The organism is Pseudomonas kitaguniensis (genome assembly GCF_049199985.1).
Lineage (GTDB): Bacteria > Pseudomonadota > Gammaproteobacteria > Pseudomonadales > Pseudomonadaceae > Aquipseudomonas > Aquipseudomonas kitaguniensis.
This window is the reverse complement of record NZ_JBLZPT010000026.1, coordinates 24,146-50,931: the sequence shown is the minus strand read 5'-3', so window position 1 is coordinate 50,931 and position 26,786 is coordinate 24,146. Positions and strand designations below refer to the sequence as shown.

29 protein-coding genes and 1 riboswitch are annotated in these 26,786 nt (G+C 60.2%); of the genes, 9 read left to right on the top strand and 20 right to left on the bottom strand.

All coding sequences use genetic code 11. The features are described 5' to 3' along the window. Nucleotides 1-61: 61 nt before the first annotated feature. The 6 genes from ACOZK9_RS23515 to ACOZK9_RS23490 are packed head-to-tail and all read right to left on the bottom strand — an operon-like array spanning nt 62 to nt 4,004. Nucleotides 62-1,381 carry an Nramp family divalent metal transporter gene (locus ACOZK9_RS23515; protein ID WP_421556674.1) on the bottom strand — a complete coding sequence of 440 codons (1,320 nt, stop codon included), beginning with the start codon at nt 1,379-1,381 and terminating at the stop codon, nt 62-64. Nucleotides 1,382-1,422: 41 nt separating this feature from the next. Further along, a complete protein-coding gene (locus ACOZK9_RS23510) occupies nt 1,423-2,976 on the bottom strand; it encodes a DUF726 domain-containing protein (protein WP_421556673.1) in 1,554 nt (517 codons plus the stop codon). Continuing rightward, entirely contained in the window at nt 2,957-3,178 is a 222-nt protein-coding gene (locus tag ACOZK9_RS23505; RefSeq protein WP_421556672.1) for a hypothetical protein, read from the bottom strand. The genes ACOZK9_RS23510 and ACOZK9_RS23505 overlap by 20 nt, the downstream gene beginning before the upstream one ends. Then, nucleotides 3,178-3,321, bottom strand: coding sequence for a LysR family transcriptional regulator (locus ACOZK9_RS23500; RefSeq protein ID WP_421556671.1), 144 nt, complete (start codon nt 3,319-3,321; stop codon nt 3,178-3,180). The genes ACOZK9_RS23505 and ACOZK9_RS23500 overlap by 1 nt, the downstream gene beginning before the upstream one ends. 19 nt (nt 3,322-3,340) lie before the next feature. After that, nucleotides 3,341-3,646, bottom strand: coding sequence for a helix-turn-helix domain-containing protein (locus ACOZK9_RS23495; RefSeq protein ID WP_058413963.1), 306 nt, complete (start codon nt 3,644-3,646; stop codon nt 3,341-3,343). Next, nucleotides 3,639-4,004, bottom strand: coding sequence for a type II toxin-antitoxin system RelE/ParE family toxin (locus tag ACOZK9_RS23490; protein WP_058413974.1), 366 nt, complete (start codon nt 4,002-4,004; stop codon nt 3,639-3,641). Before ACOZK9_RS23490 ends, ACOZK9_RS23495 begins: the two co-directional genes overlap by 8 nt. Before the next feature lie 289 nt (nt 4,005-4,293). Between ACOZK9_RS23490 and ACOZK9_RS23485 the strand changes: the two genes are divergently transcribed. Together ACOZK9_RS23485 and ACOZK9_RS23480 are read left to right on the top strand one after the other, a co-directional pair. Beyond that, entirely contained in the window at nt 4,294-6,102 is a 1,809-nt protein-coding gene (locus ACOZK9_RS23485) for a monovalent cation:proton antiporter-2 (CPA2) family protein (RefSeq protein WP_421556670.1), read from the top strand. A gap of 72 nt (nt 6,103-6,174) precedes the next feature. Continuing rightward, on the top strand, nt 6,175-6,729 hold the full coding sequence (locus tag ACOZK9_RS23480) for a DcrB/PsbP domain-containing protein (protein ID WP_152747598.1): 555 nt from the start codon (nt 6,175-6,177) through the stop codon (nt 6,727-6,729). Nucleotides 6,730-6,881: 152 nt separating this feature from the next. On the opposite strand, the gene ACOZK9_RS23475 is transcribed toward ACOZK9_RS23480, so the two are convergent. From ACOZK9_RS23475 to ACOZK9_RS23465, 3 genes are read right to left on the bottom strand one after another with little or no spacing between them, the layout of a single operon-like run. Beyond that, on the bottom strand, nt 6,882-7,601 hold the full coding sequence (locus ACOZK9_RS23475) for an alpha/beta hydrolase (protein ID WP_421556669.1): 720 nt from the start codon (nt 7,599-7,601) through the stop codon (nt 6,882-6,884). 12 nt (nt 7,602-7,613) lie between these two features. After that, the gene (cobF, locus tag ACOZK9_RS23470; RefSeq protein WP_058413967.1) at nt 7,614-8,369 is read right to left on the bottom strand and encodes a precorrin-6A synthase (deacetylating); all 756 of its coding nucleotides are present in this window, start codon (nt 8,367-8,369) and stop codon (nt 7,614-7,616) included. A gap of 45 nt (nt 8,370-8,414) precedes the next feature. Continuing rightward, nucleotides 8,415-8,969: a histidine phosphatase family protein gene (locus ACOZK9_RS23465; RefSeq protein WP_058413968.1), complete on the bottom strand. Its 555-nt coding sequence runs from the start codon at nt 8,967-8,969 to the stop codon at nt 8,415-8,417. A gap of 168 nt (nt 8,970-9,137) precedes the next feature. Next, nucleotides 9,138-9,305, top strand: a riboswitch (yybP-ykoY riboswitch). 12 nt (nt 9,306-9,317) lie between these two features. On the opposite strand from ACOZK9_RS23465, the gene mntP reads away from it, so the two are divergent. Further along, on the top strand, nt 9,318-9,881 hold the full coding sequence (gene mntP / locus ACOZK9_RS23460) for a manganese efflux pump MntP (RefSeq protein WP_058413969.1): 564 nt from the start codon (nt 9,318-9,320) through the stop codon (nt 9,879-9,881). Between the two features lie 141 nt (nt 9,882-10,022). Here mntP and ACOZK9_RS23455 read toward each other — a convergent pair whose 3' ends face one another. Further along, nucleotides 10,023-11,090: an NAD(P)-dependent alcohol dehydrogenase gene (locus ACOZK9_RS23455; protein ID WP_058413970.1), complete on the bottom strand. Its 1,068-nt coding sequence runs from the start codon at nt 11,088-11,090 to the stop codon at nt 10,023-10,025. Nucleotides 11,091-11,296: 206 nt separating this feature from the next. Between ACOZK9_RS23455 and ACOZK9_RS23450 the strand changes: the two genes are divergently transcribed. Together ACOZK9_RS23450 and ACOZK9_RS23445 are read left to right on the top strand one after the other, a co-directional pair. Further along, entirely contained in the window at nt 11,297-12,115 is an 819-nt protein-coding gene (locus ACOZK9_RS23450) for an alpha/beta fold hydrolase (protein WP_058413971.1), read from the top strand. 154 nt (nt 12,116-12,269) lie between these two features. Then, nucleotides 12,270-13,268, top strand: a complete 999-nt coding sequence (locus ACOZK9_RS23445) for an NAD(P)H-quinone oxidoreductase (protein WP_421556668.1) — start codon at nt 12,270-12,272, stop codon at nt 13,266-13,268. 366 nt (nt 13,269-13,634) lie between these two features. Here ACOZK9_RS23445 and ACOZK9_RS23440 read toward each other — a convergent pair whose 3' ends face one another. The 3 genes from ACOZK9_RS23440 to ACOZK9_RS23430 all read right to left on the bottom strand — a co-directional run bounded on the left by ACOZK9_RS23440 (nt 13,635) and on the right by ACOZK9_RS23430 (nt 16,143). Beyond that, the gene (locus ACOZK9_RS23440) at nt 13,635-14,759 is read right to left on the bottom strand and encodes an alkene reductase (RefSeq protein WP_122252419.1); all 1,125 of its coding nucleotides are present in this window, start codon (nt 14,757-14,759) and stop codon (nt 13,635-13,637) included. 80 nt (nt 14,760-14,839) lie between these two features. After that, nucleotides 14,840-15,517, bottom strand: coding sequence for a type 1 glutamine amidotransferase domain-containing protein (locus ACOZK9_RS23435; RefSeq protein WP_058413223.1), 678 nt, complete (start codon nt 15,515-15,517; stop codon nt 14,840-14,842). Then, entirely contained in the window at nt 15,514-16,143 is a 630-nt protein-coding gene (locus ACOZK9_RS23430; protein ID WP_421556667.1) for a TetR/AcrR family transcriptional regulator, read from the bottom strand. The genes ACOZK9_RS23435 and ACOZK9_RS23430 overlap by 4 nt, the downstream gene beginning before the upstream one ends. A gap of 172 nt (nt 16,144-16,315) precedes the next feature. On the opposite strand from ACOZK9_RS23430, the gene ACOZK9_RS23425 reads away from it, so the two are divergent. After that, a complete protein-coding gene (locus tag ACOZK9_RS23425; protein ID WP_058413225.1) occupies nt 16,316-17,260 on the top strand; it encodes a GlxA family transcriptional regulator in 945 nt (314 codons plus the stop codon). On the opposite strand, the gene ACOZK9_RS23420 is transcribed toward ACOZK9_RS23425, so the two are convergent. Beyond that, nucleotides 17,238-17,744, bottom strand: a complete 507-nt coding sequence (locus tag ACOZK9_RS23420) for a GNAT family N-acetyltransferase (RefSeq protein WP_058413270.1) — start codon at nt 17,742-17,744, stop codon at nt 17,238-17,240. The two genes, ACOZK9_RS23425 and ACOZK9_RS23420, sit on opposite strands and share 23 nt — an antisense overlap. Nucleotides 17,745-17,934: 190 nt before the next feature. On the opposite strand from ACOZK9_RS23420, the gene ACOZK9_RS23415 reads away from it, so the two are divergent. Further along, a complete protein-coding gene (locus tag ACOZK9_RS23415) occupies nt 17,935-18,804 on the top strand; it encodes an undecaprenyl-diphosphate phosphatase (RefSeq protein WP_058413226.1) in 870 nt (289 codons plus the stop codon). A 3-nt stretch (nt 18,805-18,807) separates the two neighbouring features. Here the strand turns inward: ACOZK9_RS23415 and ACOZK9_RS23410 are convergent, their stop codons facing one another. From ACOZK9_RS23410 to ACOZK9_RS23395, 4 genes are read right to left on the bottom strand one after another with little or no spacing between them, the layout of a single operon-like run. Further along, nucleotides 18,808-19,632, bottom strand: a complete 825-nt coding sequence (locus ACOZK9_RS23410; RefSeq protein ID WP_421556666.1) for a sugar phosphate isomerase/epimerase family protein — start codon at nt 19,630-19,632, stop codon at nt 18,808-18,810. Between the two features lies 1 nt (nt 19,633). After that, on the bottom strand, nt 19,634-20,833 hold the full coding sequence (locus ACOZK9_RS23405) for an NAD(P)/FAD-dependent oxidoreductase (RefSeq protein ID WP_421556665.1): 1,200 nt from the start codon (nt 20,831-20,833) through the stop codon (nt 19,634-19,636). Between the two features lie 2 nt (nt 20,834-20,835). Beyond that, a complete protein-coding gene (locus ACOZK9_RS23400; RefSeq protein WP_058413229.1) occupies nt 20,836-21,156 on the bottom strand; it encodes a MocE family 2Fe-2S type ferredoxin in 321 nt (106 codons plus the stop codon). A gap of 27 nt (nt 21,157-21,183) precedes the next feature. Continuing rightward, a complete protein-coding gene (locus ACOZK9_RS23395; RefSeq protein WP_421556664.1) occupies nt 21,184-22,278 on the bottom strand; it encodes a fatty acid desaturase family protein in 1,095 nt (364 codons plus the stop codon). A gap of 162 nt (nt 22,279-22,440) precedes the next feature. Between ACOZK9_RS23395 and ACOZK9_RS23390 the strand changes: the two genes are divergently transcribed. Then, on the top strand, nt 22,441-23,490 hold the full coding sequence (locus ACOZK9_RS23390; RefSeq protein WP_421556663.1) for a LacI family DNA-binding transcriptional regulator: 1,050 nt from the start codon (nt 22,441-22,443) through the stop codon (nt 23,488-23,490). A 299-nt stretch (nt 23,491-23,789) separates the two neighbouring features. Here ACOZK9_RS23390 and yghU read toward each other — a convergent pair whose 3' ends face one another. Both yghU and ACOZK9_RS23380 read right to left on the bottom strand, forming a co-directional pair. Next, nucleotides 23,790-24,623: a glutathione-dependent disulfide-bond oxidoreductase gene (yghU, locus tag ACOZK9_RS23385; protein WP_421556662.1), complete on the bottom strand. Its 834-nt coding sequence runs from the start codon at nt 24,621-24,623 to the stop codon at nt 23,790-23,792. 56 nt (nt 24,624-24,679) lie between these two features. Continuing rightward, nucleotides 24,680-25,447 (bottom strand): SDR family NAD(P)-dependent oxidoreductase, encoded by a 768-nt coding sequence (locus ACOZK9_RS23380; RefSeq protein ID WP_152748040.1) that lies wholly within the window; start codon nt 25,445-25,447, stop codon nt 24,680-24,682. A 138-nt stretch (nt 25,448-25,585) separates the two neighbouring features. Here ACOZK9_RS23380 and ACOZK9_RS23375 point away from each other — a divergent pair, with 138 nt between their 5' ends. Then, on the top strand, nt 25,586-26,734 hold the full coding sequence (locus ACOZK9_RS23375) for an aldose epimerase family protein (protein ID WP_421556661.1): 1,149 nt from the start codon (nt 25,586-25,588) through the stop codon (nt 26,732-26,734). Nucleotides 26,735-26,786 lie beyond the last annotated feature (52 nt).

Here is a 26,786-nt window from a genome sequence, read left to right as displayed (position 1 = left end):
TGCTCAATACTCGTCTTTGGCGATGCTTGTGCAGGCTGGGGCCGCACCCATTGCCCTCCAATCAAAACAACCACTGCCCGATCAACCACGCATTCGCGCCACTGATTACCACAAACAGAAACCACGCCAACACACGTGTCGGCAGGCGGTTAACAAACGGCCCCATCAATTGCTTGTCGTCGGTCATGCGGATCAGCGGGTACAGCGCAAACGGTAACTGCAGGCTAAGCACCACTTGGCTCAAAATCAGCAACTTGCCGATGGCATCGTCGCCCATCAGCCACACCCCGAGAAACGCCGGGATCAGCGCCAGCCCACGGGTGATCAAGCGTCGCTGCCAGCAGGGAATACGCAGGTTGAGGTAACCCTCCATGATCACTTGCCCGGCAATCGTGCCCGTAAAGGTCGAACTTTGCCCCGAGGCCAGCAAGGCCACGCCGAACAGGATGCTGGCGAACGCACCGCCCACCAGTGGGTCGAGCAGATGGTAAGCGTCTTGAATCTCGACCACATCGGTGTGGCCGGTCTTGTAGAAAGCTGCGGCAGCCAGCACCAGGATGGCGGCGTTGACCAGTAACGCCAAGGCCAGGGAACCGATGGTGTCGATACGCGCCAGCTTGACCGCGTCCTGTTTACTGGCGAGGTCTTTGCCGATCAGCCGGGTCTGCACAATCGAGCTGTGCAGGTAGAGGTTATGCGGCATCACCGTAGCGCCCAGGATGCCGATGGCCAGATACAACGGCGCCGCATCGCTGATGGCCGACAATGACGGGGTGAAGCCCCTGAATACGTCCGGCCAGTAGGGTTTGATCAGCACCAGCTCGATAAAAAAACACACGCCGATGGTTGCCACCAGCGCCAGCATGATTGCCTCAAGGCGGCGAAAACCGCGGTTTTGCAGGGCCAGTATCAACAGTGTGTCGAACGCTGTAATCACTATCCCGGTAGTCAGCGACACGCTGAGCAGCAGGTGAAACGCCAAGGCGCAGCCGAGCACCTCGGCAAGGTCGGTGGCAATGATCGAGATTTCGGCCAGCGCCCATTGCGTGCGTGCCGAGCGTTTGCTGTAGCGTTCGCGGCACAGTTGCGCCAAGTCCTTGCCGGTGGCGATACCCAGCCGTGAGCACAGGCACTGCACCGCCATCCCGGCCAGGCTGGCCAATAACACCACGAACAACAGGCTGTAGCCGTAACGTGAACCCGCTTCGATGGCCGTGGCCCAGTTGCCGGGGTCCATGTAGCCGATAGAGATCAGCAGGCCGGGGCCGGCGAACATCAGCGCGCGTTTAAAAAACGAAGCCTTGGGGTCGACGATGACGGAGCCAGCCACTTCCGGCGGGCAGAACGGGGCGGTAGCGATTTTCGGCAGGCTGAATTTCACGCGGTATCCCAAGCAAACGTACGAGTCAGACGCGCAGCTTATCAGTCGGACGCGACGGTGCGCATCACCGTCTCACGCGGTAAGTCAAACGCTTCGACGACTTGCACCACCAGGTCCATCTCCTGGTTCAGCGCCTCGCGTTCCATGCGCTGGCGAACCACGCCCACCACCAATACCGCCAGGGTGGTGATGGAATAGGCCGGGCCGGAAAACGCCCGAACACCGCTGACCAGCAACATCGCGGCCGCCAGCGCCTGACCCACCACCGGAATCGCCGTGGCGGCGCCGCGCCGTAGCATAAACCCGGTCAACCCCGCCAACGCCGTGCCGCTCAGCGCAGTAGTCGCCGAGCGGCCAACATCGAAACGCTTGAACAAGCCCTGCTCTTTTTGCGCGGCGGCCTTGAGTTCAGCATCGAAGGCCTGCCGATCGGCATGACTGAGTTTGTCCTTGTACTGCGTGATCAGCTTTTCCGCCACCTGAGCCTCAATGTCCGCCAGCGACACGCTTTCCAGCGGCGCTTTGAACTTGATCCCAAGGCGCTGCGCCACCGCTTCGGCGATCTGGCGATAACTCACGCCGTGGCCACGAGAAAGGTTCATAAAGCTGTCACCGCCCATGCGCTGCAATGCGATGGCCAGCTTTAACGGCTCGCGTACGGCGGCATCAATCGAGGCGCTGCGCTTTTGCGCGATTAATTCGGCGAGGAATTTAAGCTCGTCCGGGCGCGCTTGCAGCAGTACCGGGAACAGTTCCGCGTCCTCTTCGGCGAAGCGTACCTCGCGGCTGCGCTGATCGGCGCGGATGATGCCGCGCCGCTCCTGCAACAGGTCGGTGTATTGCACCACGGTTTTCAACTGCGGCCAGTACGCGGCATGGTCGAAAGTAGCCAAGTGCACATTGGTCACTTTGGCCTTGAGCGCAGGTGTCAGCGCAATCGCATAACGGCCAATGCAGCGTTCGGTGTCCGGCTTCATCGCCAGCGCCCAGTCCTTGCTTGAGTAGCAATTGATCACGCGCCCCTTGAGCGGCGCCGACACCGCCTCCCACGGGCTGGATGTGCAAATAGCCCCGCCCATCAGCAACACGTTATTCAATGGCAGTTCGCGAGCGACTTCGGGGCTGGCCAGCACACTCTTGACCAGAATGCGTGCGCCGAGGGAATGACCGATCAGGTTGATGCGCCGCACCTCCAGCGATTCAGCGTGCAGGTAGCTGGCCAATTCCGGCAACAAGGTCTTGGCCACTTCATCAACACGCGCCTCGACACTTTTGTAGTGGTCGAGAAAATACGCAATCGCCTTGCCCACGCCCACAGTTGCGGCACCCAAACCACCGCCGCCGAGCATTGAGGTGATCACATCCTTGAACGGCGCGAAGATGTTTTCCAGAAAATGCCCCGCCGGCCAGAACAGCATCAGGTTGGTCGAGCCTTCGATGCTCGCCAGTTGTTGCTTGAAGTTGCCCAGTTGCTGGCGGTTGAAGAATGCCGAGTAACCGTGAACATAGAGATTGAGCACATCGCCCTGAGGCTCGCCACACATCACAAACGTGGGCTTGCGGGTGCGGTGCATTTCATCCCACTGGTGTTGCATGGGCCGGTGACTCCTGGTGACGATGGACGGCGATAGTAACAAAGCGTGAGCGCAAGTGAGGTGAATCCTGACCGGCGTGCGCGGCGCTGTCCACCTCGTCCAGCTCATCCACCAGGCGCCGGGCATGGCGGTAATACTCCAGCCCTTCAGGCGTCGGCGCCAGCGCCAGCGCCAGCGCCAGCGCGCGAGTGGTGCGGTGCATCAGCTTGATGCCAAGGTGTTTTTCCAGGTCCGTGACCACTTGCTGACGGTGGAGCGCGGCAGCGCCAACTGGTCGGACGCACGGCTGAATGAACCGGTATCGACCACACGCACGAGGGTGCGCATAGCGAGGAGCTGGTTCATGTGGGTCGGCCAATATGCATCAGTGAGCGAAGTTGTCGATCTTGACCTGCCCGTCTGGAAACGTCGCGATGATTTCCAGCTCGCCACCCATCGCACGGATGTAGTCACGCAGCGTGCTGATGTACATGTCGGTACGGCGTTCCATTTTCGACACGGCCGCCTGGTTGATCTTCAATGCCTTGGCGAGAGTCTCCTGGCTCAACTGTTGTGCCTTGCGCAGCTCATGCAGCGGCATTTCCTTGAGGTGCTGGTGAAACAGCTGCTCGGCCTCGGCCCGAGCCTCAGGCGCCATGCGAGCTTGAAGTTCAGCAAATTTTTTAGCCATGTTTAAGGCTCTCCTTACGCAATGTGTCCAAATGTACGTCATACAGCTTTTCAGCTACCGGAACGTACTCTTCATACCATCGGTCTTGTGCAGTTTTATTGCCGCCAATCAGCAATACCGCGCAGCGCCTGGGATCGAATGCATAGAGCACTCGATAAGGGCGCCCCGCGTGCTGTATACGCAGTTCTCGCAGGTTGCCATGCCGAGCCCCCTTGATATCGCTGCTGTGGGGAAAGCGCAGGCCCGGTCCAAAAAGCCCGAGCAGATCAACGCTGGCAGACACCGACGATTGCTCCCTTGCATCCAGGCAACCCCACCAATCTGCGAATTCATCCGTGTATTCAACGTCCCATATCATGCGAATATGCCACCTAAGGAATATAAACTCAAGGGCATAACTCTGGTTCACATAAAGCCATCCAGCCAGCCGCACTCCACCGTAAAGTGTTTGCACATTGTTCTGGCAGCGTGCAGAACAGGCATCTCGTCGTAGCAAGAGCCAGGCCGATACGTTGCGCAAGCACTGTTTGCGCGTGGGGTGACAGTCGACGGTCAGCGACTGTCGCGACAAAAATACAAGTTTCCGGATGTAAAAAAGCGCTCTAATACCCACCTGTTGATTGGCAATAAAGATTCTGGAGTTCGCAATGCCCCATGAAGGCAACCTGTTACAAGCAGCCGTGGTGTTCCTGCTCGCCGCCGTGCTGACCGTGCCCTTGGCCAAGCGCCTGCAACTGGGTGCGGTGCTGGGCTATTTGTTCGCCGGCGTGATCATCGGCCCGTCGGTGTTGGGCTTGGTGGGTAACCCGCAAAGCGTGGCGCAGTTCTCGGAACTGGGCGTGGTGCTGCTGCTGTTTATTATCGGCCTGGAGCTGTCGCCCAAGCGTTTATGGGTGATGCGCAAGTCGGTGTTCGGCGTCGGCCTGGCCCAAGTGTTGCTCACGGGCGTGGTGATGGGCGTGGTGGCGCTGTGGCTGTTTGGCCAATCCTGGAACGGCGCCATTGTGCTGGGCCTCGGCCTGGCGTTGTCCTCTACGGCTTTTGGCCTGCAAAGCCTGGCCGAGCGCAAGGAACTCAACCAGCCGCACGGGCGCCTGGCCTTTGCGATTTTGCTGTTTCAGGACATCGCGGCGATCCCGCTGATCGCGATGGTGCCACTGCTGGCCGGCAGCGATCACCCGACCACCGAGGCCCAAGGCCTGCAACACGTGCTGCAAATTCTCGGCAGCATCGCCGTGGTGATCCTCGGCGGTCGCTACTTGCTGCGCCCGGTGTTTCGCATTGTCGCCAAAACCGGCCTGCGCGAAGTGTCCACCGCCACCGCACTGCTGGTGGTGATCGGCACCGCCTGGCTGATGGAACTGGTGGGCGTGTCGATGGCCCTCGGCGCGTTCCTCGCCGGGTTGCTGCTGGCGGACTCGGAATACCGTCACGAGTTGGAATCGCAGATCGAGCCGTTCAAGGGGCTGTTGCTCGGGCTGTTTTTTATCAGCGTGGGCATGGGCGCCAACCTCAGCCTGCTGCTCAGCTCGCCGCTGGTGGTGATCGGCCTGACCCTGCTGTTGATCGGCTTGAAGCTGCCGATCCTGTACGCCGTGGGTCGGCTGGCGGGTGACCTTAACCGCGAAAGCGCGTTGCGCTTGGGCGTGGTGCTGGCCGCGGGTGGTGAGTTCGCGTTTGTGGTGTTCAAGATCGGCCGCGATCAAGGCCTGTTCGAACCGCACCTCTACGACGTGCTGGTGCTCACCATCACGCTGTCGATGGCGGTGACACCGTTGCTGCTGCTGGTGTGCCCAAAATTGTTCAAGCCCAAGGTCAAACCCGTCAACGTGCCGGAGGAATACCGCGCCATCGAAGGTGATGCGCCACGCGTGGTGATTGCCGGCATGGGCCGAATGGGCCAGATTGTGGCGCGTATTCTGCGCGCGCAAAACATCTCGTTTATTGCCCTCGATACCTCGGTAGAAACCATCGAACTGACGCGCAGTTTCGGCGGCATGCCGGTGTTCTATGGCGACCCGCAACGCCCGGAAATTCTGCACGCGGCCAAGGTCGACCAGGCAGAATTTTTCGTGATCGCGATGGACGATCCGGAGATCAACATCAAGACCGCCGAACTCGTCCGCAACCTCTACCCGCACATGAAAATCATCGCACGCGCGCGTAACCGCCAGCACGTGCACCGCCTGGTGGACCTGGACGCGTCACCGGTGCGTGAGACCTTTTATTCAAGCCTGGAAATGAGCCGGCGCACCCTGGTCGGGCTGGGTTTGAGCCAGGCGCAGGCCGATGCGCGTATCAGCCGCTTCAAAAACCACGACCTGCAGTTACTCGCCGCGCAACACGCGGTGTACGACGACGCCGCCAAGGTGATGCAGTCCGCCCAGGAAGCCCGTACGGAACTGGCGCGGCTGTTTGAGATGGACCGGCTAGAGGAAGAGTCCGACAAGGTTTGAGGCTATGTATGAACGTTATTGAGAATTTTCTGACAAAATACCGTGCAATTTCGTTCATCACTGGAGCGTTTCATGGCCACTTTCACTAAAACCGTCGCCCTGCTGGCCCTCGCGCTCACCGCTGGCAGCGTGTTTGCAGCCACCAAGCCCACCGAACAGACCATTTCGACGCTGGGCGGCAAATTCACCTTCAACTTGCCTAAGGCTTACACCGCCGACACGTTGCCAAGCGGCAAGGTTGAGGATGGCACCGCCGACACTCAGGGCACCCTTTACGCCAACTCGACCACTAAAAGTGTGGTGATCGTCGCCGAAACCGTGCGCAAGGACGCGGCGCCGATCAAGGACAATGACCCGCAGTTCCTCGATGGCGCCGTGGCCGATTTCGTCAAAGACCAAAGCGCCGCACTGCCTGACTTCAAGAAGCAAAACGAGAAAAAACTGACCGTTAGAGGCCTTGGACTGCGCCAAGTGGACAGCACGGCCACCCAAGGCGGCGGCAAGACCTTGAACTCCACCTTTCTGGGCGGCTCGGGCAACCACTTGCTGGTGATTCAGGCGATTTCGCGGGCGGATGATGTAAAGGGCCACGCCGAGTTGGTGAAGCAGATTACCGGCGCCAAGTAAGTAAACCGGCACAACAACACAGATCAAATACTGTGGAAGCGGGCTTGCTCGCGATAGCGGTGTGTCAGTTGAAAAATACTTATCTGACGTACCGCTATCGCGAGCAAGCCCACTCCCACATAAGGCGCTTTTGACCCAGGCTTGCCACAGGTTTATTTCAGGCTTTTTTCCAGCCAGGCTTTCAAATCCTGCACCTCGGCGTCACTCACGGTGTGCGGCATGCCCGGATACCCGTGAAACTCCGGCTTCAACCCCAACCCCGTCAACACCTCGTTCGCGCGCGTCGCCGAGGTATACGGCAGGGCCTGATCCAGCGTGCCGTGGCCGATAAAAATCGCCAACTGGCCCAACGCTGCGCTGGGCTTTAGCTCAGCCTTGAGCACCGGCAACACACTGCCACTCAACGCTGCGATACCGCGCAGCAACTTGGGCTGCCGCAAGCCCACCTCGTAAGACATGATCGCGCCCTGGCTGAACCCCACCAGGAACACCCGATCGCTTTGGGTGTGGTACTTGGCCGTGGCTTTGCCGACAAAGTCTTCGATCAGCTTGGCGCTGCGTTGCAAATCAGCCGTCCCGCCATCGTAATCGCCATCACCCGGCGTCTTGGTAAACCAGCGATAGCCATTCGGGGGCACCGGCAGCGGCGCGCGCGCCGACAAATAGGTCCACGTCGACGGCAGCGCGTCTTTGATGCCGAACAGGTCTTCCTCGTTGCTGCCAAACCCGTGCAAAAAAATCACCAGCGGCTGGTTGCGCGCCTCGCTTTGAGTCTGTTCCAGGTACGCCAACGGCAAGTCGGTGTGCAGTTCAGAATCGGCATGTGCGGAGCCCGCGAAAAGGGTCAACGCCAGGGCAAACAGTTTGAGCATGGGGAAGCTACCTCAGGGTTTGCGCAACAAATAAGTGTCCATGATCCAACCGTTTTCCAGGCGCGCAGCCTTGCGCACCCGTTCGATTTGTTCTGCCACTTCACTGACTTTGCCGCTGATGAGGATTTCATCCGGCGTGCCCAGGTAGGCGCCCCAGTAAATATCCAGGTCCTGATCAGCCACACTGCGGTAGGAATCTTCGGCGTCGAGCATCACCACCAGGGTGTCTGCATCACTCGCCTGCCCCGCCGCCAACCGGCGCCCGGTGGTGATCTCGACGGAACGGCCGATGCGGTTCAACGCCACCTTATGCTGGGCGGCCAGGGCCTGCACGCTGGTGATGCCGGGGATTACCTCAAACTCAAATTCACAGCGGCCGCTGGCCAGAATCGCCTGCAGAATGCGCAGGGTGCTGTCGTACAGCGCAGGGTCGCCCCAGGCCAGGAACGCGCCGACTTCACCGTCAGCCATTTCTTCGTTGATCATGCGTTCGAAGGTCTGCTGCTTGTCACGGTTGAGGTCTTGTACGGCGGTGGTGTAGTCAATATCGCCGCGCACGCGCTCGGGGCATTCGGCCTCGACGAAGCGGTAGCCGGGTTCGGTGATATAGGTCTCGCAGATCTCGCGGCGCAGGTCGATCAGCTTGTTTTTGCTCTGGCCCTTGTCCATCAGAAAAAACACGTCGGTGCGGTTCAGCGCCTTCACGGCCTGCATCGTGATGTAGTCAGGGTTGCCGGCGCCAATGCCGATGATCAGGATGCGTTTCATGGGTTGCTCTCAGTGCGGGGCGTAGATTTTGCCATGTTCGCGGGCTCAGGCGTGAGTTTCCAGGCGCAGGCGCCACACGGTGTTGAAGCGCAGCTCGGTGCTGCACAGCGGCTCAACGTCGATCCGGTAGAACATCGAAACCGGGAACTGCAAGGCGTACAGCATTGCGGCGCGAATCACAAATGGGTGGGTAATAGCCACTATGTGCCCGGATTGGCATTCGAGGGATTTCATCCAGCGCCCTACCCGTGCGCACACCTGCTCCACCGACTCGCCGCCATGCGGCGCGCTGGCGCTGTCGGCCATCCACGCGCTTAACTCGTCGTCGCCAAGCTGGCTGATTTGCTGACCTTTCCAGCGGCCAAAATCAGCGTCGCGCAAGGCGTCTTCAAGCTGTGCGTTGTCGCTGAACAAGCCGGCTGTTTGTCGGGTTCTGGCCTCTGGCCCGCACACCACGCGCAGGCTTTTTTTGAAGCGACCGGCTTGCGATAAGGCGGCGCTGTGCCAGTCCATCGTGATGGGCTCATCATCAGCAAACCGCGCTTGTTTTTGAAACAGCGTGGCGGCATGGCAAATCAAGGTTAAACGGGTGGCCTGCATCACAGTTCACTCTAGTTGCGCGCGCAGTCAACGTAGACCGGCCAAATTGGTTGAGCATATTACAATGAATAGGGCGCAGGACCTCGACTGGGGTGGGTGGGCGTCGAAGGTCTTCCGGGTGGCGTAAACACAGGTTAACGAATTTTTCATGTCGTGGCGTTTATGCTGCAGCCCTTCGTTGGGGAGTAACCGGCTTCTGACTCGGTCAGAAGCGTTCGTATCAACATATTCGGCAACCTGCCGTGGTACGAACACCGTTGTGGTTGGTGAGACCAGCGACACATCCATGCCTAAAGTCGGGCGTGTGGTTGTGTCGTTGACTCATACAGCCCGACTGGAACGCTTACCGTGAACCCCATTTCGCTGATCTTCCTCGCGCTTGCCATGTCCACTGACGCCTTTGCGGCGGCGATTGGCAAAGGCTCCAGCCTGCACAAACCACGCTTGACCGAAGCCCTGCGCGCAGGCCTGATCTTTGGTGTGATTGAAGCGATCACGCCGATGATCGGCTGGGCCATCGGCCATGCGGCCACACGCTGGGTAGAAAGCTGGGACCATTGGATCGCCTTCACGCTGCTGGTGGTGCTGGGCGCGCACATGATCTACAACGGCTTCAAGCCAGACGACGAATCGGTTGAAAAACCGACGCAGCATTCCTTCATGATCCTCGCCATCACGGCTTTTGCGACGAGCATTGATGCACTGGCGGTCGGCGTGGGCCTGGCGTTTGTCGACGTGAATATTCTGCTGGCCTCGGCGGCGATCGGCCTGGCGACCATGACCATGGTGACCATCGGCATGATGCTCGGCCGAGTGTTAGGGACGGTGGTGGGCAAACGTGCCGAGATGGTCGGCGGCGTGGTGCTGATGCTGGTGGGTGCGACGATTTTGTACGAGCACTTGTCGGCCTGATTAGCCGAGAATGCAGTCAAATGTGGGAGCGGGCTCGCTCGCGATGGCATCAACCCGGTGTGCCTGATATACCGAGTTGCCTGCATCGCGAGCAAGCCCGCTCCCACAAAAAGCCTTTGATTCAAGCCCTCAAGTGGGCTTTCAGGCCGCGTGGCTTTCCTTCTTCAAACTCTCCATATCAATCACAAAGCGATACTTCACATCGCCCTTGAGCATGCGTTCATAGGCCTCGTTGATCTCCTGTATATCAATCATCTCAACGTCCGAAACAATCTTGTGCTTGGCGCAGAAGTCCAACATATCCTGGGTTTCCTGAATGCCGCCAATCAACGAGCCCGCCAGACTACGGCGCTTGAAGATCAGGTTAAACACCGCAGGCGACGGATGCGGGCTGTCAGGCGCGCCCACCAGCGTCATGGTGCCATCGCGCTTGAGCAGGTTAAGGAACGCATCAAGGTCATGCGGCGCGGCCACCGTGTTGAGAATGAAGTCCAGGCTGTTGGTGACCTTGGCCATCTCATCCGGGTTCTTCGACACCACCACTTGGTCGGCACCCAAGCGCAGGCCGTCTTCACGCTTGTTCGGCGACGTCGTAAACAGCGTGACGTGTGCGCCCATCGCATGCGCGATCTTCACCGCCATATGGCCGAGCCCACCCAGACCGACCACACCGACTTTCGAGCCAGGGCCCACCTTCCAGTGGTGCAGCGGCGAATAGGTGGTAATGCCGGCGCACAGCAGCGGCGCGACGGCCGCCAGGTTGGCGTCGTCGTGGGAGATGCGCAGCACGAACTTTTCTTTGACCACGATCGCGTCGGAGTAGCCGCCGTACGTGTTTTCGCCGCCAAACACCGGGCCGTTGTAGGTGCCGGTAAAGCCGTTCTCGCAGTATTGCTCGTCGCCCTCGGCGCAGGATGCGCACGCCTGGCAACTGTCGACCATGCAACCGACACCGGCCAAATCACCGACCTTGAATTTTTTTACATCGGCACCGACTGCGGTAACGCGGCCGACGATTTCATGGCCCGGCACCGACGGGTACAGGGTGTTGTGCCACTCATTGCGCGCGGTATGCAAATCGGAATGGCACACGCCGCAGTAAAGAATTTCGATCTGTACGTCATCCGCCCCTGGGGTGCGGCGCTCGAAGGTAAAAGGCTTGAGCGAATCCTTGGAATCCCGCGCGGCGTAGCTGTAAGTCTTGGCCATTTGGTTCACCTGTTGATGTGACGGTAGAGGTCAGTTGACCAGCATAAACCCTGAACCGTTCAATCGATCAACGGCTATCGCAACGCGTCGCCAGTGGCGCAAGTACAAGGAACGTTGCGCCAGTGCCCAGGGTCAAGAACCTATCGGCGCCCGGTTTGCATCACTCGTTATGCCGAGCTTTTTTACTCGATAATCAGGAGTTTTGTATGAGTACATTCGTTGCCAAAGACGGTACCCAGATCTATTTCAAGGACTGGGGCAGCGGTAAACCCGTGCTGTTCAGCCATGGCTGGCCGCTGGACGCCGACATGTGGGAATACCAGATGGAATACCTCAGCAGCCGTGGCTTTCGCACTATTGCGTTCGACCGCCGTGGTTTTGGCCGGTCAGACCAACCGTGGACCGGCAACGACTACAACACGTTCGCCGACGATATTGCCCAGTTGATCGAACACCTGGACCTGAACGACGTGACCCTGGTGGGCTTTTCGATGGGCGGCGGCGACGTTGCGCGTTACATCGCTCGCCATGGCAGCGCGCGGGTTGCCGGCCTGGTATTGCTGGGTGCCGTCACCCCACTCTTGGGCCAGAAACCAGACTACCCACAGGGTGTGCCGGCCGACGTATTCGACGGCATCAAAGCCGCGTTGCTGAAAGACCGCGCGCAGTTCATTGCCGACTTCAGCACGCCGTTTTTTGGCCTCAACAAAGGCCAGACTGTCTCCGCAGGCGTGCAAAGCCAGACCCTGCAAATCGCGTTGCAAGCTTCACTGAAATCCACGCTGGACTGCGTCAGCGTGTTTTCCGAAACCGACTTCCGCCCGGACATGGCCACCATCGACGTGCCGACCCTGGTGATCCACGGTGACGCCGACCAGGTTGTGCCGTTCGAGACCACGGGCAAGGTTGCGGCCGAGATGATCAAGGGTGCTGAGCTGAAGGTGTACAAGGATGCGCCACACGGTTTCGCGGCGACCCACACCCAGCAGTTGAACCAAGACCTGTTGGCGTTCCTCAACCGCTGAAGCAACTGCCCTGCCCTCTGCTCTTTTGGCCGGGCTTGCCCGGTCTTTTTTTGCCTGGTGCAAACCTTGCGCCATAGCTGCGTATGATCGTGCTGAACCGCTGACGCCTTGGCACGGTCCCAGCTCATACGCTCATCGCTACAGGAATGTTCAAATGACGCTTCCCAAAGAAATGACCCTCATCGAAATCACCACCCCCGGTGGCCCCGAAGTCTTGCAGCCACGCAGGGCCGACGTGCCGGTGGCAGGTCCCGGTGAAATTCTGATTCGCGTGCACGCCGCCGGGGTCAATCGCCCTGACGCGTTGCAGCGCGCCGGCAAATACCCGATGAAACCCGGCATGAGCCCGATTCCAGGCCTGGAAGTGGCCGGTGAAGTGGTTGCACTCGGCACCGGTGTCAACGAATACGCCCTCGGCGACAAGGTCTGTGCACTGACCAACGGTGGCGGCTATGCGCAGTTTTGCGCCGTACCGGCCAGCCAGGCGCTGCCGATCCCGGATGGCATGGACTGGATTCACGCGGCGGCCGTTCCAGAAACCTTCTTTACGGTGTGGGCCAACCTGTTCGGCCTGGGCGGTGCACACAAGGGCCAACGTGCGTTGATTCACGGCGGCACCAGTGGCATCGGCACCACCGCGCTGATGCTCTGCCGCGAGTTTGGTATTCAGGCCTACGCCACCGCCGGCAGTGCGGACAAATGCGCCGCCATTTCCAAGCTCGGCGCTGAACCGATCAATTACCGCGAGCAGGACTTTGCCGACGTCATCGCGAAAAAGACCGGCGACAAAGGCGTGAATGTGATTCTCGACATCATGGGCGCCTCGTACCTGAACAATAACCTCAAGGCCTTGGGCATGGACGGCCACTTGGTGATGCTGGGTTTCCTCGGTGGCGGCAAAGCCAACGACGTCGACCTGCTGAGCATCCTCGGCAAGCGCGCGGTGATCACCGGCTCGCTCTTGCGGGCACGCAGCAAAGACGAAAAGGCGGCGATTGCCGACCAACTGCGCGAGTACGTGTGGCCGGTACTGGCCGCTGGGCGTTGCCTGCCGATGATCGACAAGGTGTACGAATACACCGACGCCGCCCAAGCCCATGCGCGCATGGAAGCGGGCGACCATATCGGCAAAATCGTGTTGCGCGTGGAGTAAGCCACGCTCCTGTCAAACTACAAATAGCCTATTGTTTTGGCTATTGAAGTTTATCCAGGCTTGTGGCTTTGGTTTTGGGTGCATATCCGTTATTGAGTTCATGGCTTATATCGGTTTCGCTCTTACAGCGAGTCACTTTTGAAAGGCCCGGAAGCCGGCCCAATCCCCCAAGCAGAATGTGGTCAAACTGTGGGAGGGGGCTTGCTCCCGATAGCGGTGTGTCAGTCAACTCATGTATCAACTGTAAAACTGCTATCGGGAGCAAGCCCCCTCCCACAGAAAGCCAAAAAAGCAGATCTGCTGTGTATGCAAAAGCCGCCCTTGATCTGCTTCAACCACTCAGGTCGGCTTTCAGGCCACCGTGCTTTATTCGGCGTAAGTCGGGTAATCGGTATAGCCGCGTTCCGAGCCGCCGTACAAGCCTTCGGCATTCAGGGGATTCAACGGCCAGCCATTAAAAATCCGCTGCGGCAGGTCTGGGTTGGCAATGAACGGGCGGCCGAATGCGATCAGATCCGCCAGCCCCGCCTCGACCAGTGCCGCCCCGCGCTCAGCGGTGTAACGGCCAGCGTAGATAATCCGCCCGCTGAAGGTGCTACGCACGGCTTCACGGAAGGTATCGGGCAGCACCGGCGCATTGTCCCAGTCGGCTTCGGCAATGGACACGTAGGCGATGCCCGACGCTTCCAGCACTTTGATCGCTTCGATGTAGGTGTGGTGCGGGTCTTCTTCCACCAGGCCGATGTACACCCGGTCTTCGTCGGTGCCGCTGAACAGCGGTGAGAAACGCACGCCGAGGCGTTCAGGGCCGACTACGGCGGTGACCGCTTCAACGATCTCGCGCAGAAAACGCAGGCGGTTGTGCAACGAGCCACCGTATTCGTCGTCACGCTGGTTGGCGTGGGCCGAGATGAACTGGTTAACCAGGTAGCCGTTGGCCGCGTGAATTTCGACGCCATCAAAGCCTGCGTCCAACGCATTGCGCGCAGCTTGGGCGTAAAGCTCCACCAACTCTTCGATCTCCAGCGCACTCAATGCGCGGGGTACGGGCGGCTGCTTGAGTTCACCCACGCCAGGCCCGGTTTGGATAAACGCTTTGGCTTGCTCGGCGGCAATCGCAGACGGCGCGACGGGTGCGGCGCCGTCAGGCTGCAACGCGTTATGCGACACACGCCCGACATGCCACAGTTGAGCAAAAATCACCCCGCCTTCGGCATGCACTGCATCGGTGACTTTACGCCAGCCGTCAATTTGCGCGGGTGTGTAAATACCTGGCGTCCAGGCGTAACCCTGGCCACGCGGCTCGATCTGCGTGCCTTCGCTGACCATGAAACCTGCGGTGGCACGCTGGCGGTAATACTCAGCCATCACGTCGGTGGCAATATCACCCGGTTGCGCGCTGCGTTGACGCGTAAGCGGCGGCAATACCACACGGTTATTCAAGGTGTGATGGCCCAGTTTGACCGGGGTATTTAAACTGCTGTTATTCATGTGAAACATTCCATCTTCAGGGCGCACTAAAGCATTGGCGGCTCTTGCGAGCCGCCAATCAATACAGCGATTAATTAACGTTAAGCGGTGAGTTTCAGCAGCGCCTTGGCGACATCGCTGGAACTGGCAGGGTTTTGCCCGGTGATCAGCAAACCATCTTCAAGTACAAAGGACTGCCAATCAGCGCCCTTTTCATAATGGCCGCCGAGTGCCTTGAAATCATCTTCAATCAAAAACGGCACCACATCAGTCAGGCCCACGGCCGCTTCTTCGCTGTTCGAGAAACCGGTGACGCGACGGCCTTTGACCAGTGGCTCGCCATTCACAGCCTTGACGTGACGCAATGCGCCGGGGGCATGGCAGACAAAACCGATGGGCTTGCCGGCGCGCTCGAAAGACTCGATCAGCGCGATGGACGTGCTCGACTCCGCCAGGTCCCACAGCGGCCCATGACCGCCTGGGTAAAATACGGTGTCGAAATCGTCGGCGTTAACTGTGTCCAGCTTGACGGTGCTGGCCAGGGCTTGCTGCGCCGCCGGGTCAGCGGCGAAACGCCGGGTTTGCTCGGTTTGCGCATCCGGCGCATCACTCACCGGGTCCAGCGGAGGCTGGCCGCCGGCCGGGGATGCCAGCACCAATTCAGCGCCGGCGTCCTTGAACACATAATAGGGTGCGGCAAATTCTTCAAGCCAGAAGCCGGTTTTTTTGCCGGTATCGCCAAGCTGGTCGTGAGAGGTCAGTACCATTAATACTTTCATTTTCCAGTGCCTCGATCGATGTGAATGTCAGTGTTTTCAGGGCAACCCAACAAGTGCCGGGTCAGCTGTAACGCCTCTTCAAAAGGCGCGGGTGTTCGGGTGATCTTGCTCATGACGCTGGTCCCCAACCACAACGCATACAGGCGTTCGGCCAGGTGTTGCGGGTCTTGCTCAATCGTCAGCGAGCCGTCTTCGAGCCCGTGCTGCAAGGCCTCGGCAAGCAACGCAATGGTGCGTGCGGTGCCGCGCTGCAGGGCCAAACGCATGGGCTCTGAGAGGTCTGACACCTCGGCACCCAGTTTGACGGCAAGGCATTTGCCCGCGTCGGTGCAGCCGGTCTGGTTATCGATCCAGGAAAGCCAATAGCGCAGTAACTTGGCGGACCCGGACAGTTCGGGTTGCTTGAACAGTTGCTCCATACCCTGCACATAGTTGTCGAAATAGGTATCGAGCAATACAACACCGAACGCATCTTTGGAGTTGAAGTAGTGATAAAACGAACCCTTTGGCACATCGGCGGCTTGAAGTATTTCGTTCAGCCCCACCGCAGAAAACCCTTTACGGCTAACAATTAATTGCGCCGTGTCCAGGATCGTCTGGCGTGCACTTTTGGATTCGTTGTTCATGCTTGCTCCCCACCGATTAGACCAGTCGTCTAGTTCGTTGAGGGAATCTTAGGCGTCGAGAAAAACTTCAACAATGTCATATCCGCAAGGATTTCGGACATCACGCAAAGTCAGTTGCCGTTTACGCGGCAGCCGCCGACAATCTGCCCTCCCGAGCCCCTGGAGAATAACGATGCACAGCGTTGCGCTGATGGTTTACCCGAACTTCCAATCGTTGAGCCTCAGCCTGGGCTCGGTGTTCGAGTGCGCAAACCTGCTGCGCGGCGAGCCGGCTTATGAATTTCACCTGGTGTCGGAGAGCGGCGGCGCAGTCATGACCTCGCAGGGTTTTTCCGTGAATACCTCGCCGATCCGCGCGCAGGGTTATGACACGCTGATCGTCAGCGGCTACCTGGAATTTCGCTTGCCGGAAGCCAACCTGCTCGAACTGGTCAAGGCCGCCTCCGCACAATCGCGACGCGTGGCCTCGTTGTGCATGGGCATCTTTGTGTTGGCCGAAGCCGGTTTGCTTGAGGGCAAACGCACCACCACCCACTGGATTCACGCCCCGGCGTTCCGCAAGCGCTACCCGCATATCCAGTTGGAAGACGACAAGCTGTTCGTGGTCGACGGGCAAGTGTGGACGGGGGCCGGCATGAGCGCCGGGGTCGACCTGGCACTGGCGATGGTCGAGGCCGATTTGGGCAGTGACCTGGCGCGGCGTATCGCGCGCAAGCTGGTGATCGCGCAACGCCGAGGCAGTGAGCAGTCGCAGCTGTCGGCGTTGTTGGAACTGGACCCCAAATCCGACCGCGTGCAACTGGCCCTGGCCTACGCCCGCGAGAACCTGACCCACGACTTATCCGTGGAAGCCCTGGCGGAAGTGGCCCGGCTCAGCCCGCGCCAATTCAGCCGGGTGTTTCGTGAAGAAACCGGGCAGACCCCGGCCAAGGCCATCGAAGCGTTGCGCGTAGAAGCGGCGCGGGCGCTGATGGAAACCAGCCGGCACCCGGTTGAAGTGGTGGCCCGCGAAACCGGGTTTGGTGACCGCGAGCGCATGCGCCAGGCGTTTTTGCGCGCATTCGGGCAGCCCCCCCAAGCGATGCAGCAGGCGTTTAATGCAGCGCCGCCCGCGTAATCAAGTAATTCACCAACTGCGGGTCATCCTCCAGCTCGATTGACTGCACCGAGCACGGCAAGTCGTCCAGCACTGCGCTCCAGAATGCCTGGGACACTTCATCCTGGTCAAAAAAACGTACCAGCCAACGGGTCTGGCCACTGCTCAACACCTGCGTGGCGATGGCACGGCCAATGCCCTTGCGGCGATAGCGCTTGAGGATGAACAGGTCGGCCAGCTCCAGCGCATCGATGCCGGGTAATTCACTGCCTTCAATCAGCAGGAAGCCGGCGATAGAGCCGTCCACCAGCAGCAGGTTGGCGCTCCATTGCGGGTCCTGCCAGTAGCGCGTCAGGTGCTCGTCATGGATATAAAAGCGGCCATCGGCCTCTACGTCTTCCTGTTCCCAGTCCGACGATTCATAGGCGTAGTACTGGTAAAGATTACGGATCAGCTCAGACGCTTCAGGGCCGGTCTGGATCAATTCGACGGTGGTTTCAGGCATTGGGCTCTCGGTCAAAACAGGCAAGGCGCCATTGTTCACAAAATGCCCGCGCAGGCCAATACATTGCATAACCTTTCTGTTTGCTGAACCGATTGCGGATTTGTCCGGCCACGTCCAAAATCTTGAAACATTTAGAATAAACTTCGCCCATTGCGTTTTTCAAAGACTCTTTATTTCAAGGACATGCACTGTGACAAACGTCTGTTCCGCCGGCCTGGATGTGGGCTTTGCTTCCCTGGACTACCTGCAGATCTTCATCCTGGGCGTGATCCAGGGCATTACCGAACTGTTGCCGGTGTCGTCCACCGCGCACATGCGTGTGGTGCCTGCCCTGCTCGGCTGGCAAGACCCGGGTTCAGCGTTTTCGGCTGCCATGCAGTTGGCGGCACTCGCGGCGGTGGTCAGTTACTTCTGGCGCGATGTGCGCCAAGTGGTCAGCGGCAGCATCGGCGCGGTGCGCCAAGGTGATTACGACAACCAATGGTTCAAGCTGGCGGTGGCGATTGTGCTGGCGACCATCCCGATTTGTATCGCGGGCCTGGCGCTGTCGTCGACTTTGAACAGCTGCAATTCGCCGTTGCGCGGCCTGATGGTGATCGGCATTTCCTGCGTGGTCATGGCGGTACTGCTGGCCGCCGCCGAGCTACGCGCGCGGCACACACGTGACGTAAGCCAAATGCGCCTGCGCGATGCGCTGATAGTGGGTATTGCACAGATCGGCGCGCTGATTCCCGGTGTCTCGCGCTCCGGCTCCACACTGACCGCAGCACTGTTTTTGAACTTCAAGCGTGAAGAAGCGGCGCGCTTCTCGTTCCTGCTTGGCCTGCCGGCGATTGCCCTCGCCGGCTTGAAAGAGTTGTGGGTGCTGCTGCACACCGACCTGCCCGCCCATGCCTGGCCGCACTTGCTCTTCGGCCTGGTGGTCGCCAGCGTGTCGGCGTTCTTCGCGATTTGGGGGCTGATGCGGTTTTTGGAGCGGTTCTCTACCTGGCCGTTTGTGATCTATCGCGCGTTGCTGGGGGTCTTTTTGATTGTGGCGGTCAGCACCGGCTTCTTATAGGCACTAGCGTGCTGCACAACAATCGTCCCAGACCTTGCGAATCAAGGTTTTCATCTTCAATGCCTGCGCCCAGCGATCACTGATCTCACGGCCCTGCGCGTCAGTGATCGCATACGGCGGCGGGCCTAACTCGCAGGTGAAGGACAGGCTGTGCGAGGCGTCAGGTCGGCGCAGCCAGTCTTCGATCGCGTAGCGCCACCAGTCGGTGAAACGCTGCACCCAGGCCTGGTGCTGGGGGAAATCCAGCGAGACCTGCACCTGCTCGCTGCTGGCCACGCGACCGTGCAAGCCCCAGCTATGCCGCAGGATCGTGCGGATCTGCTCGTCGTCTTCCAAGGCGCCAGGCTCGGGCAACTCGCGGCCGACCACGTAGTGAGACAAGTCGGCCAGCAGTTTGAGGTCGGGCATCTGCGCCAGCAGGTCGAGGGTGAACAGCAAGTCGCTGGTGAGGCGATAGCGGTGGGTTTCCAGCAGAATCGGGAAATCCACCTGCTCGGCCAGGCGCTGCCAGCCTTCGATCAGCCGCACCGCCTCGGCCTGGGTGCGCGGGCGTACATCAGCTTGCAGGGTGAGGTGGTGGCAGCCATGGCGGCTGATCACCTCCAGCGCGGCAGCGAGGTCGTCCACCGACTGCGGGAACACCTGGCCTTCGATCTGCAAACCCCTGGCGTTGGCGGCGGCGTGCAGGCGCTGCACGTCGGCGGTTTTCCAGTAATGGTCGGTGATGCCGTCAAAGCCTGCGGCGACAATTCGGTCAAGCTGCGCCTCAAGCGGGCCGGGCTCGGTTTGCATGGCCCAAAGAGATTGGAATACCACAAATTGGCGCATATCAGCCTCGCAGCAACTGTTTAAGGGACAGGTCGGGGTCGGCCAGGTTGGCCTCGTTGAGCACGGTGCCTGCGCTGATCAGGCGTTCGCAGAGTTTGATCTCCTTGGCCACGCTGTTGCCCGGCGCCCAGCCGCAGGCGCCTTGCAAACGGCGGTCGGGGTCGAGGTAGAACAACAGCAGGCCAGCGCCAGGCAATGGCCGGTTGACGCTCAGCGCGGTGATCGCGCCCACCGTCTGCAAGCCCCAGTCGTACTGATCGGACCAGAACCCCGGAAGCGCCTCGAACGCCAGCTCACGCCCGAGCAGATTCAGCGCGGCATGCCGACCCTGAGCTTCAGCGTTGCGCCAGGTTTCCTGACGCTGGTAAACCCCGCCCACGCTGAACTCGCAGACGTCGCCCGCCGCGTACACATCCGGCGCGCTGGTGCGCAACTGCGCATCGACACGAATGCCCTGCCCGGTTTCCAGCCCAGCCGCCACGGCCAATTCGATATTCGGTTGCATACCGATGCCGACCACCACCCAGTCGCACGGCACGTGCTCGCCGCCTGCTAACTGCACGGCGTCGGCGTGGATGGCCTCTACCACCACGTTCAAACGCACGTCCACTGCGTGCTGGCGATGCAGGTCGAGCAGCGCCTGCGAAATCACTGGCGGCAGCACCCTGCCCGCCAGCCTCGGCCCGGCTTCGAGCACCGTCACTGCGCAGCCCAAAGCTCGGGCGCTGGCTGCGACTTCGAGGCCGATAAACCCGCCACCGATAATCACCAGCCGTGCGCCGGGGCGTAACGCGCTGCGCAAGGCCACCGCGTCATCATGGGTGCGCAGGTACAGCACGTGCGCCAGGTTTGCGGGCAAACGCCGCGCCCTGCCACCGGTGGCCAGCAACAAGCCGGCATACGGCAGCCACTGGCCATCGGCCAATTGCAGGCGATGCTCGTGCGGCTGCAACCGGGTCATCGGGTTACCCGCTATATGCTCGATGCCCAACTCGGCAAGCCGGGCGCTGTCGAGCAAGCTGCAGCCTGCCAGGTCCATGGTGCCCTGCAGCACGCCCTTGGACAGCGGCGGTCGCTCGTAGGGCAAGTGCGGCTCATCGCCGATCAGGATCACGCGCCCGGTGTAGCCCTCTTCGCGCAGGGTCAGTGCTGCGCGGCCACCGGCATGGCCGGCGCCGACGATAATCAGCGGGTTATTCATCATCACGCCGTGACAGCGAGCAGCACCCGCCCCGCTTCGACCCGCACCGGGTAAGTCTTGAGGTTGATGCACACCGGCGCGCCCATCGCCTGGCCGGTGCGGTAGTCGAAGCGCCCGTTGTGCTTGGGGCACTCGATGATGTGGTCCATCACCAGGCCGTCGGCGAGGTGAATTTTCTCGTGGGTGCACAGGCCATCGGTGGCAAAAAACTGGTTATCGGCGGAACGGTAAACCGCGTAGGTGTGCGGCCCGTGGTCGAAGCGCAGCACATCTTCTTCATCTATTTCGCCCACGGCGCAGACATCGATCCATTGATCGTTCATGGCGTTTTCTCTTGTAATTGGGAGGTATCAGCGCGCGCAGGCGTCTGCATGCACAGCGGCATCTGCGGCCGGTTCAGGGCGCGGGCGTAACGGGCGCTGCACGAAATACGCCGGGTCGCTGCGCTGCTTCCAGAGCGTCGGGATGATTTCCTTAAACGCCTCAACCATATTCGCGTAAGGCGGCGGGCAGTCGTCGCGGATCTCCTGGTGCAGTTGCGCGAGGGCGTGGTACGGCACCATCGGGTACATGTGGTGCTCAAGGTGGTAGTTCATGTTCATGTAGATAAAGCGCAGCACGCGATTCATGTAGATCGTGCGGCAATTGCTGCGGTGGTCGAGCACATCCTCGGCCAAGCCGACGTGCTGGGTGAGGCCGAACAGGTAACCGAGCCAGGCACCGTAAAGACTCGGCAGGCCCACCAGCATCAGCGGCAACCCACTGTGCAGGTACAACGCCGCGCCGATGACAACGGCGTAAATGGCGACCCAGATACGCGCTGCGCGAAACACCTTGGGCCACTCCGACTCAGGGATAAAGTCCTGCTCCTGAGCACTCATCTTGCCGATCGAATGGCGTGCCACGCCACTGAAGGTCTTCCACGCCAGCGGCAAATTGAACAGGCTCAGGCCCATCATCAGCAGGCTCGGCGGGCGCGGCTCGACGATCTCCGGGTCACGGCCGACCACGATGGTGTCGGTATGGTGTCGGGCATGGCTCCAGCGCCACACATGCGGTTCGAAGAGGCACATAAAACTCGCCACCTGATACAGCGCGTCATTCATCCAGCGGGTCTTGAACGCGGTGCCATGGCCAGTTTCATGCCAGCGCGGGTTAGAGGCGGTGCCATACAGCACGCCATAGGCTACAAAGAACGGCACACAGGCCCATGTGCCCCAGAACCAGTAACCGCCGAAGCCGGTCGCCAGCAGCGCCAGCACCCAGAGCGCGGTGTCGAGCAACGCCGGGCCGTCGCGGCGCTGCATCAGTTCTTTCATGCGTTTACGCGAGATCGGCGACTGGTACCAACTGGCCGAGACCAGGCCTTTTTGAGCCGCGCGAGCGGCTTCCGGGCCGGTGAGGCTGTAGTCGCGACGGGTGGGATGAGCGGTGTGTTCAGGCATTCTTATTGTTCTCCGCAAGCGTGGGGTTTCAGAGGCTGTGCGAAGCAAAAGATAGAGCGCGGCTTAATCAGCCTCAAGGCCTTGAATCCATTCCCTATCAAGCTATCATCCAGGCCCAGCGCAGCTTGATGGTTTTCTATCAAGACGCATAAGGGGCCTGTCATGCACAACAATAAACGCCCAACGATCGCCACCGTCGCCGCCCACGCGGGCCTCAGTGTGGCCACCGTCGACCGGGTGCTCAACGCGCGCGCACCGGTCAACCCAGGCACCGCTGAACAAGTGTTCCAGGCCGCTGAAGCCGTGGGCTACTTTGCCGCGCGGCTGATCGGCCAGCGCATTCGCGAACGCCGCCCGACTTACCGCTTCGGCATTCTGCTGCTGGGCACCGCCCAAGCGTTCTACGCCAACCTTGCACAGTCGATCAGCGAGGCGGCGCACCACCACGCCACGGCCAACCTGACCTGCCAGTTCGACTACATCGTTGACCGCAGCCCCAGCGCCATCGTCGCTCAGATAGAACAACTGGCCGTGCAGTGCGACGCGCTCGCCGTGGTCAGCTTTGCCCACCCGCTGATCAACGCCACCCTCGCGCAAATCCGCGAAGCCGGCGTGCCGGTGGTCGCCCTGCTCTCGGCTATCCATGAGCAAGCCGCCGAGCCCTACGTGGGCCAGGACAATCATGTGGTCGGGCGCACCATGGGCTGGCTGCTGGCACGCACCTGTGGCGCGCGCAAAGGCAGCGTCGGGATCTTGCTCGGCGGTCATCGGTTTCTTGGCCATCAGGCGCGTGTCGAAGGCCTGCACAGCTACCTGGCCGAACACGCGCCGGGGCTAAAACCGCTGGACCCGCTGATCAACCTGGACAACTGCGACATTACCGAAGAAGCCACCCTCGACCTGCTCACCCGCCACACCGACCTGCGCGGCGTATGCGTAGTGGGCGGCGGCGGCGACGGCGTGATCAGTGCCCTCGCGCAATTGCCCAAGCGCCCGGCGCTGTGCTGCATTTTGCAGGAGTCCACCGAGCTGTCACGCCAGGCGCTGAGCCAGGGCCTGATCGATGTGGTGATGGATTCACAGCCACGCCAGACGGCGACCGCGCTGGTGGAATTACTGGTGCGATTGCAAAGCGCAGAAAGCTTCGACCCGGTACGGCATCGGGTGTATATCCCGCCGCTGATCGTGACCTCAGAGAACATGCCTGACTGATGGACGCCCATCAAACTGTGGGAGATTCTATGGCTGAAAAAGCGGGACGCAGAGCGTCCGGAGCGGCATTACCACGCAGAGCGTGGGAACGATCATCTAAGCCGAACTCGGTCAAACTGTGGGAGGGGGCTTGCTCCCGATGGCGGCGGGTCAGTCAACTCATGTATCAACTGTAAAACTGCTATCGGGAGCAAGCCCCCTCCCACAAAAAGCAAAAAAAGCAGATCTGCTGTGTATGCAAATCCGCCTTTGATCTGCTTCAACCACTCAGGTCGGCTTTCAGGCCGCCGTGGCGCTTTTCAGTCCAGATCACTCGCCGCGTGCCGCTCGGCCAACTGCTCGGCAGGTTCACCGGAAACCCGGTTCACCCGACGCCCGCGCTGCACCGCCGGGCGGGCGTCAATCGCGTTCGCCCAGCGCTGTACATGCGTGTACTCGTGCACCGCAAGAAACTCCGCCGCGTCGTACAATCGGCCTTTGACCAGCCCGCCATACCACGGCCAGATGGCGATGTCGGCGATGGTGTATTCATCACCGGCGATGTATTCACTCACCGCCAGGCGCTTGTCCAGCACATCCAGCTGACGCTTGGCCTCCATCGCAAACCGGTTGATCGCGTACTCCATCTTGCTCGGTGCGTACGCATAAAAATGCCCAAAGCCACCGCCCAGGTACGGCGCACTGCCCATCTGCCAGAACAACCACGACAAACACTCGGCACGCGCCGCCGGCTCAGTCGGCAAGAACGCCCCGAACTTCTCCGCCAGGTACTGCAAAATCGCCCCTGACTCAAACACCCGAATCGGCGTATCACCACTGCGGTCCAGCAGGGCCGGGATCTTCGAATTCGGGTTAACCGCAACAAACCCGCTGCCGAACTGGTCACCGTCGCCGATCTTGATCAGCCAGGCATCGTACTCAGCGCCGCTGTGACCCAAGGCCAACAGTTCTTCCAGCAGGATCGTGACCTTTTGCCCATTCGGCGTGGCCAGCGAATAAAGTTGCAGCGGGTGTTTGCCGACCGGCAGCGCTTGCTCATGCGTGGCGCCAGCGATGGGCCGGTTGATGCTGGCGAAAGTGCCGCCGTTTTCGGCCTCCCAGTTCCAGACCTTCGGGGGTACGTAGTCGCTCATGCTTACTTTTCCTTGGTGTCAGTCGTGTTCCGCCGGCAGGCGCAGCGCTTCGCAGTCTAGACCCAACCGCCGTCGACAATAAAGTTTTGCGCCGAACACATCGCTGATACATCGGAGGCGAGGAACAACGCCATGTTGGCGATGTGTTCCGGTAGCACGCTGCCGGGCAAGCACTGGCTGCGGCTGATCAATTCCCTGGCCGCGTCGTCGACCCACATCTCCAGTTGTTTTTCGGTCATGACCCAGCCGGGCACCAGGGTGTTGACCCGAATGCCGCTAGGGCCAAGTTCCCGCGCCAGCGCGCGTGTCATGCCATGCGCGGCGGCTTTGCTGGCGGCGTACACCGGGTAGCCGGCGGACGCCATCATCCAGCCGACCGAACCGAGGTTGATGATCGCCCCGCCGCCCGCCTTTTTCATCATCGGCACCACCGCCTTGGCGGCAAAAAAGGCGTGTTTGAGGTTGACTGCGATCAGCCGGTCGAACATCGCAGAATCGACTTCTTCGAGGGTGTGACGCACGTCATTCGCGGCGTTGTTGACCAGCACGGTGATGGCGCCGAGCGAGTGCTCAAAACGCTCGATGGCGGCCTTGAAGGCGATTTCATCGGTGATGTCGCAGCACACGAATTCAACGCGATGCCCTTGCGAACTCAAAAGCGCCGCCAAGCGTTCGCCCTGACTTTGCGCGCGGTCCACAAAACCGACGTTGGCGCCCTGCGCGGCGAAGGCGCGCACCATGAATTCGCCGATGCCGGAGGCACCACCAGAGACCAGTACGGTCTTACCTTTGAGGTCGGGATAAACGGCCTGTTCAGTACTCATATAACGGTTGCCTCGATCAATTAGTCTTATTTTATTTTACGTAATCGGCGTTAAAGGCTATAAATTCGCTGTCGAATCGACAAAATATCGCACATTAGTAGAACTATTCCACTCAAAACAACAAAAGGAAGTTCGACCATGAAGCACCCCAGGCATCTGCTGTCCGGCCTCGCTTTGTCCATGATGATCGTCAGCGGTGGCGCTCACGCCGCAGGGCTCACCAGCGAGCATAAACCCTTCGGCAAAACCAATGACGGCACCGCCGTCGAGCAGTACGTATTGCGCAACAGCCATGGCATGCAAGCCACGGTGATTACCTACGGTGGCGTGTTGCAGTCACTCAAAGTACCGGACAAAAACGGCACAGTCGAAGACGTGGTACTTGGCTTCGATGATGTGCAGGGCTACCAGGCCGGTACGGCGTTTTTCGGCGCAACCATCGGCCGCTTTGGCAATCGCCTGGCCGGCGGCGCCTTTGAACTCGACGGTAAACGCTACCAGGTGCCGCTCAACGATGGCCCCAACTCGTTGCATGGCGGCGCGCAGGGTTTCGACAAACACGTGTGGCAGGCCGAACCGGTCAAGGGCAAGGATTCGGTCGGCGTGAAGCTGAGCTACCTGTCCAAAGACGGTGAGATGGGTTTCCCCGGCAACCTGAAAACCGAGGTCACTTACAGCCTCAACGACAAAAACGAACTGCACATCGATTACACGGCCACCACCGACAAACCGACGGTGCTCAACCTCACCAACCACAGCTACTTCAACCTCGCCGGCGCCGGTAACGGTGACATTCTCAAGCAAGTAGCGACCTTGCACGCCAGCCATTACACGCCGGTAAATGCGACCTTGATTCCGACCGGCGAACTGGCCCCCGTCAAGGGCACGCCGATGGATTTTCTAACGCCTACCGCCATCGGCCAGCGCATCAAGGATGATCATCCGCAGCTCAAATTCGCCGAGCCAAAACAAGGCGGGTTCGACTTCAACTGGGCGTTGGACACCCAAGGCAATATCAAGCAACTGGCCGCCGAAGTGCATGACCCGGCGTCTGGTCGACGCTTGCAACTCTATACGACGGAGCCTGGCGTGCAGTTCTACACCAGCAACTTCCTCGACGGCACGGTGAAGGGTAAGGCTGGCAAGACCTACCAGCACTGGAGCGGTTTCACGCTGGAAACCCAGCATTTTCCGGATGCGCCCAACCAGCCCAAATTTGCCTCGACGCGGTTGAACCCTGGGCAGACGTATACGCAGCACACGGTGTTTAAATTCTCTGCTGATTGATGAGCTACTGTGGCGAGCCCGCTCGCCACAGGGGCCTACTTTTTATAGACGG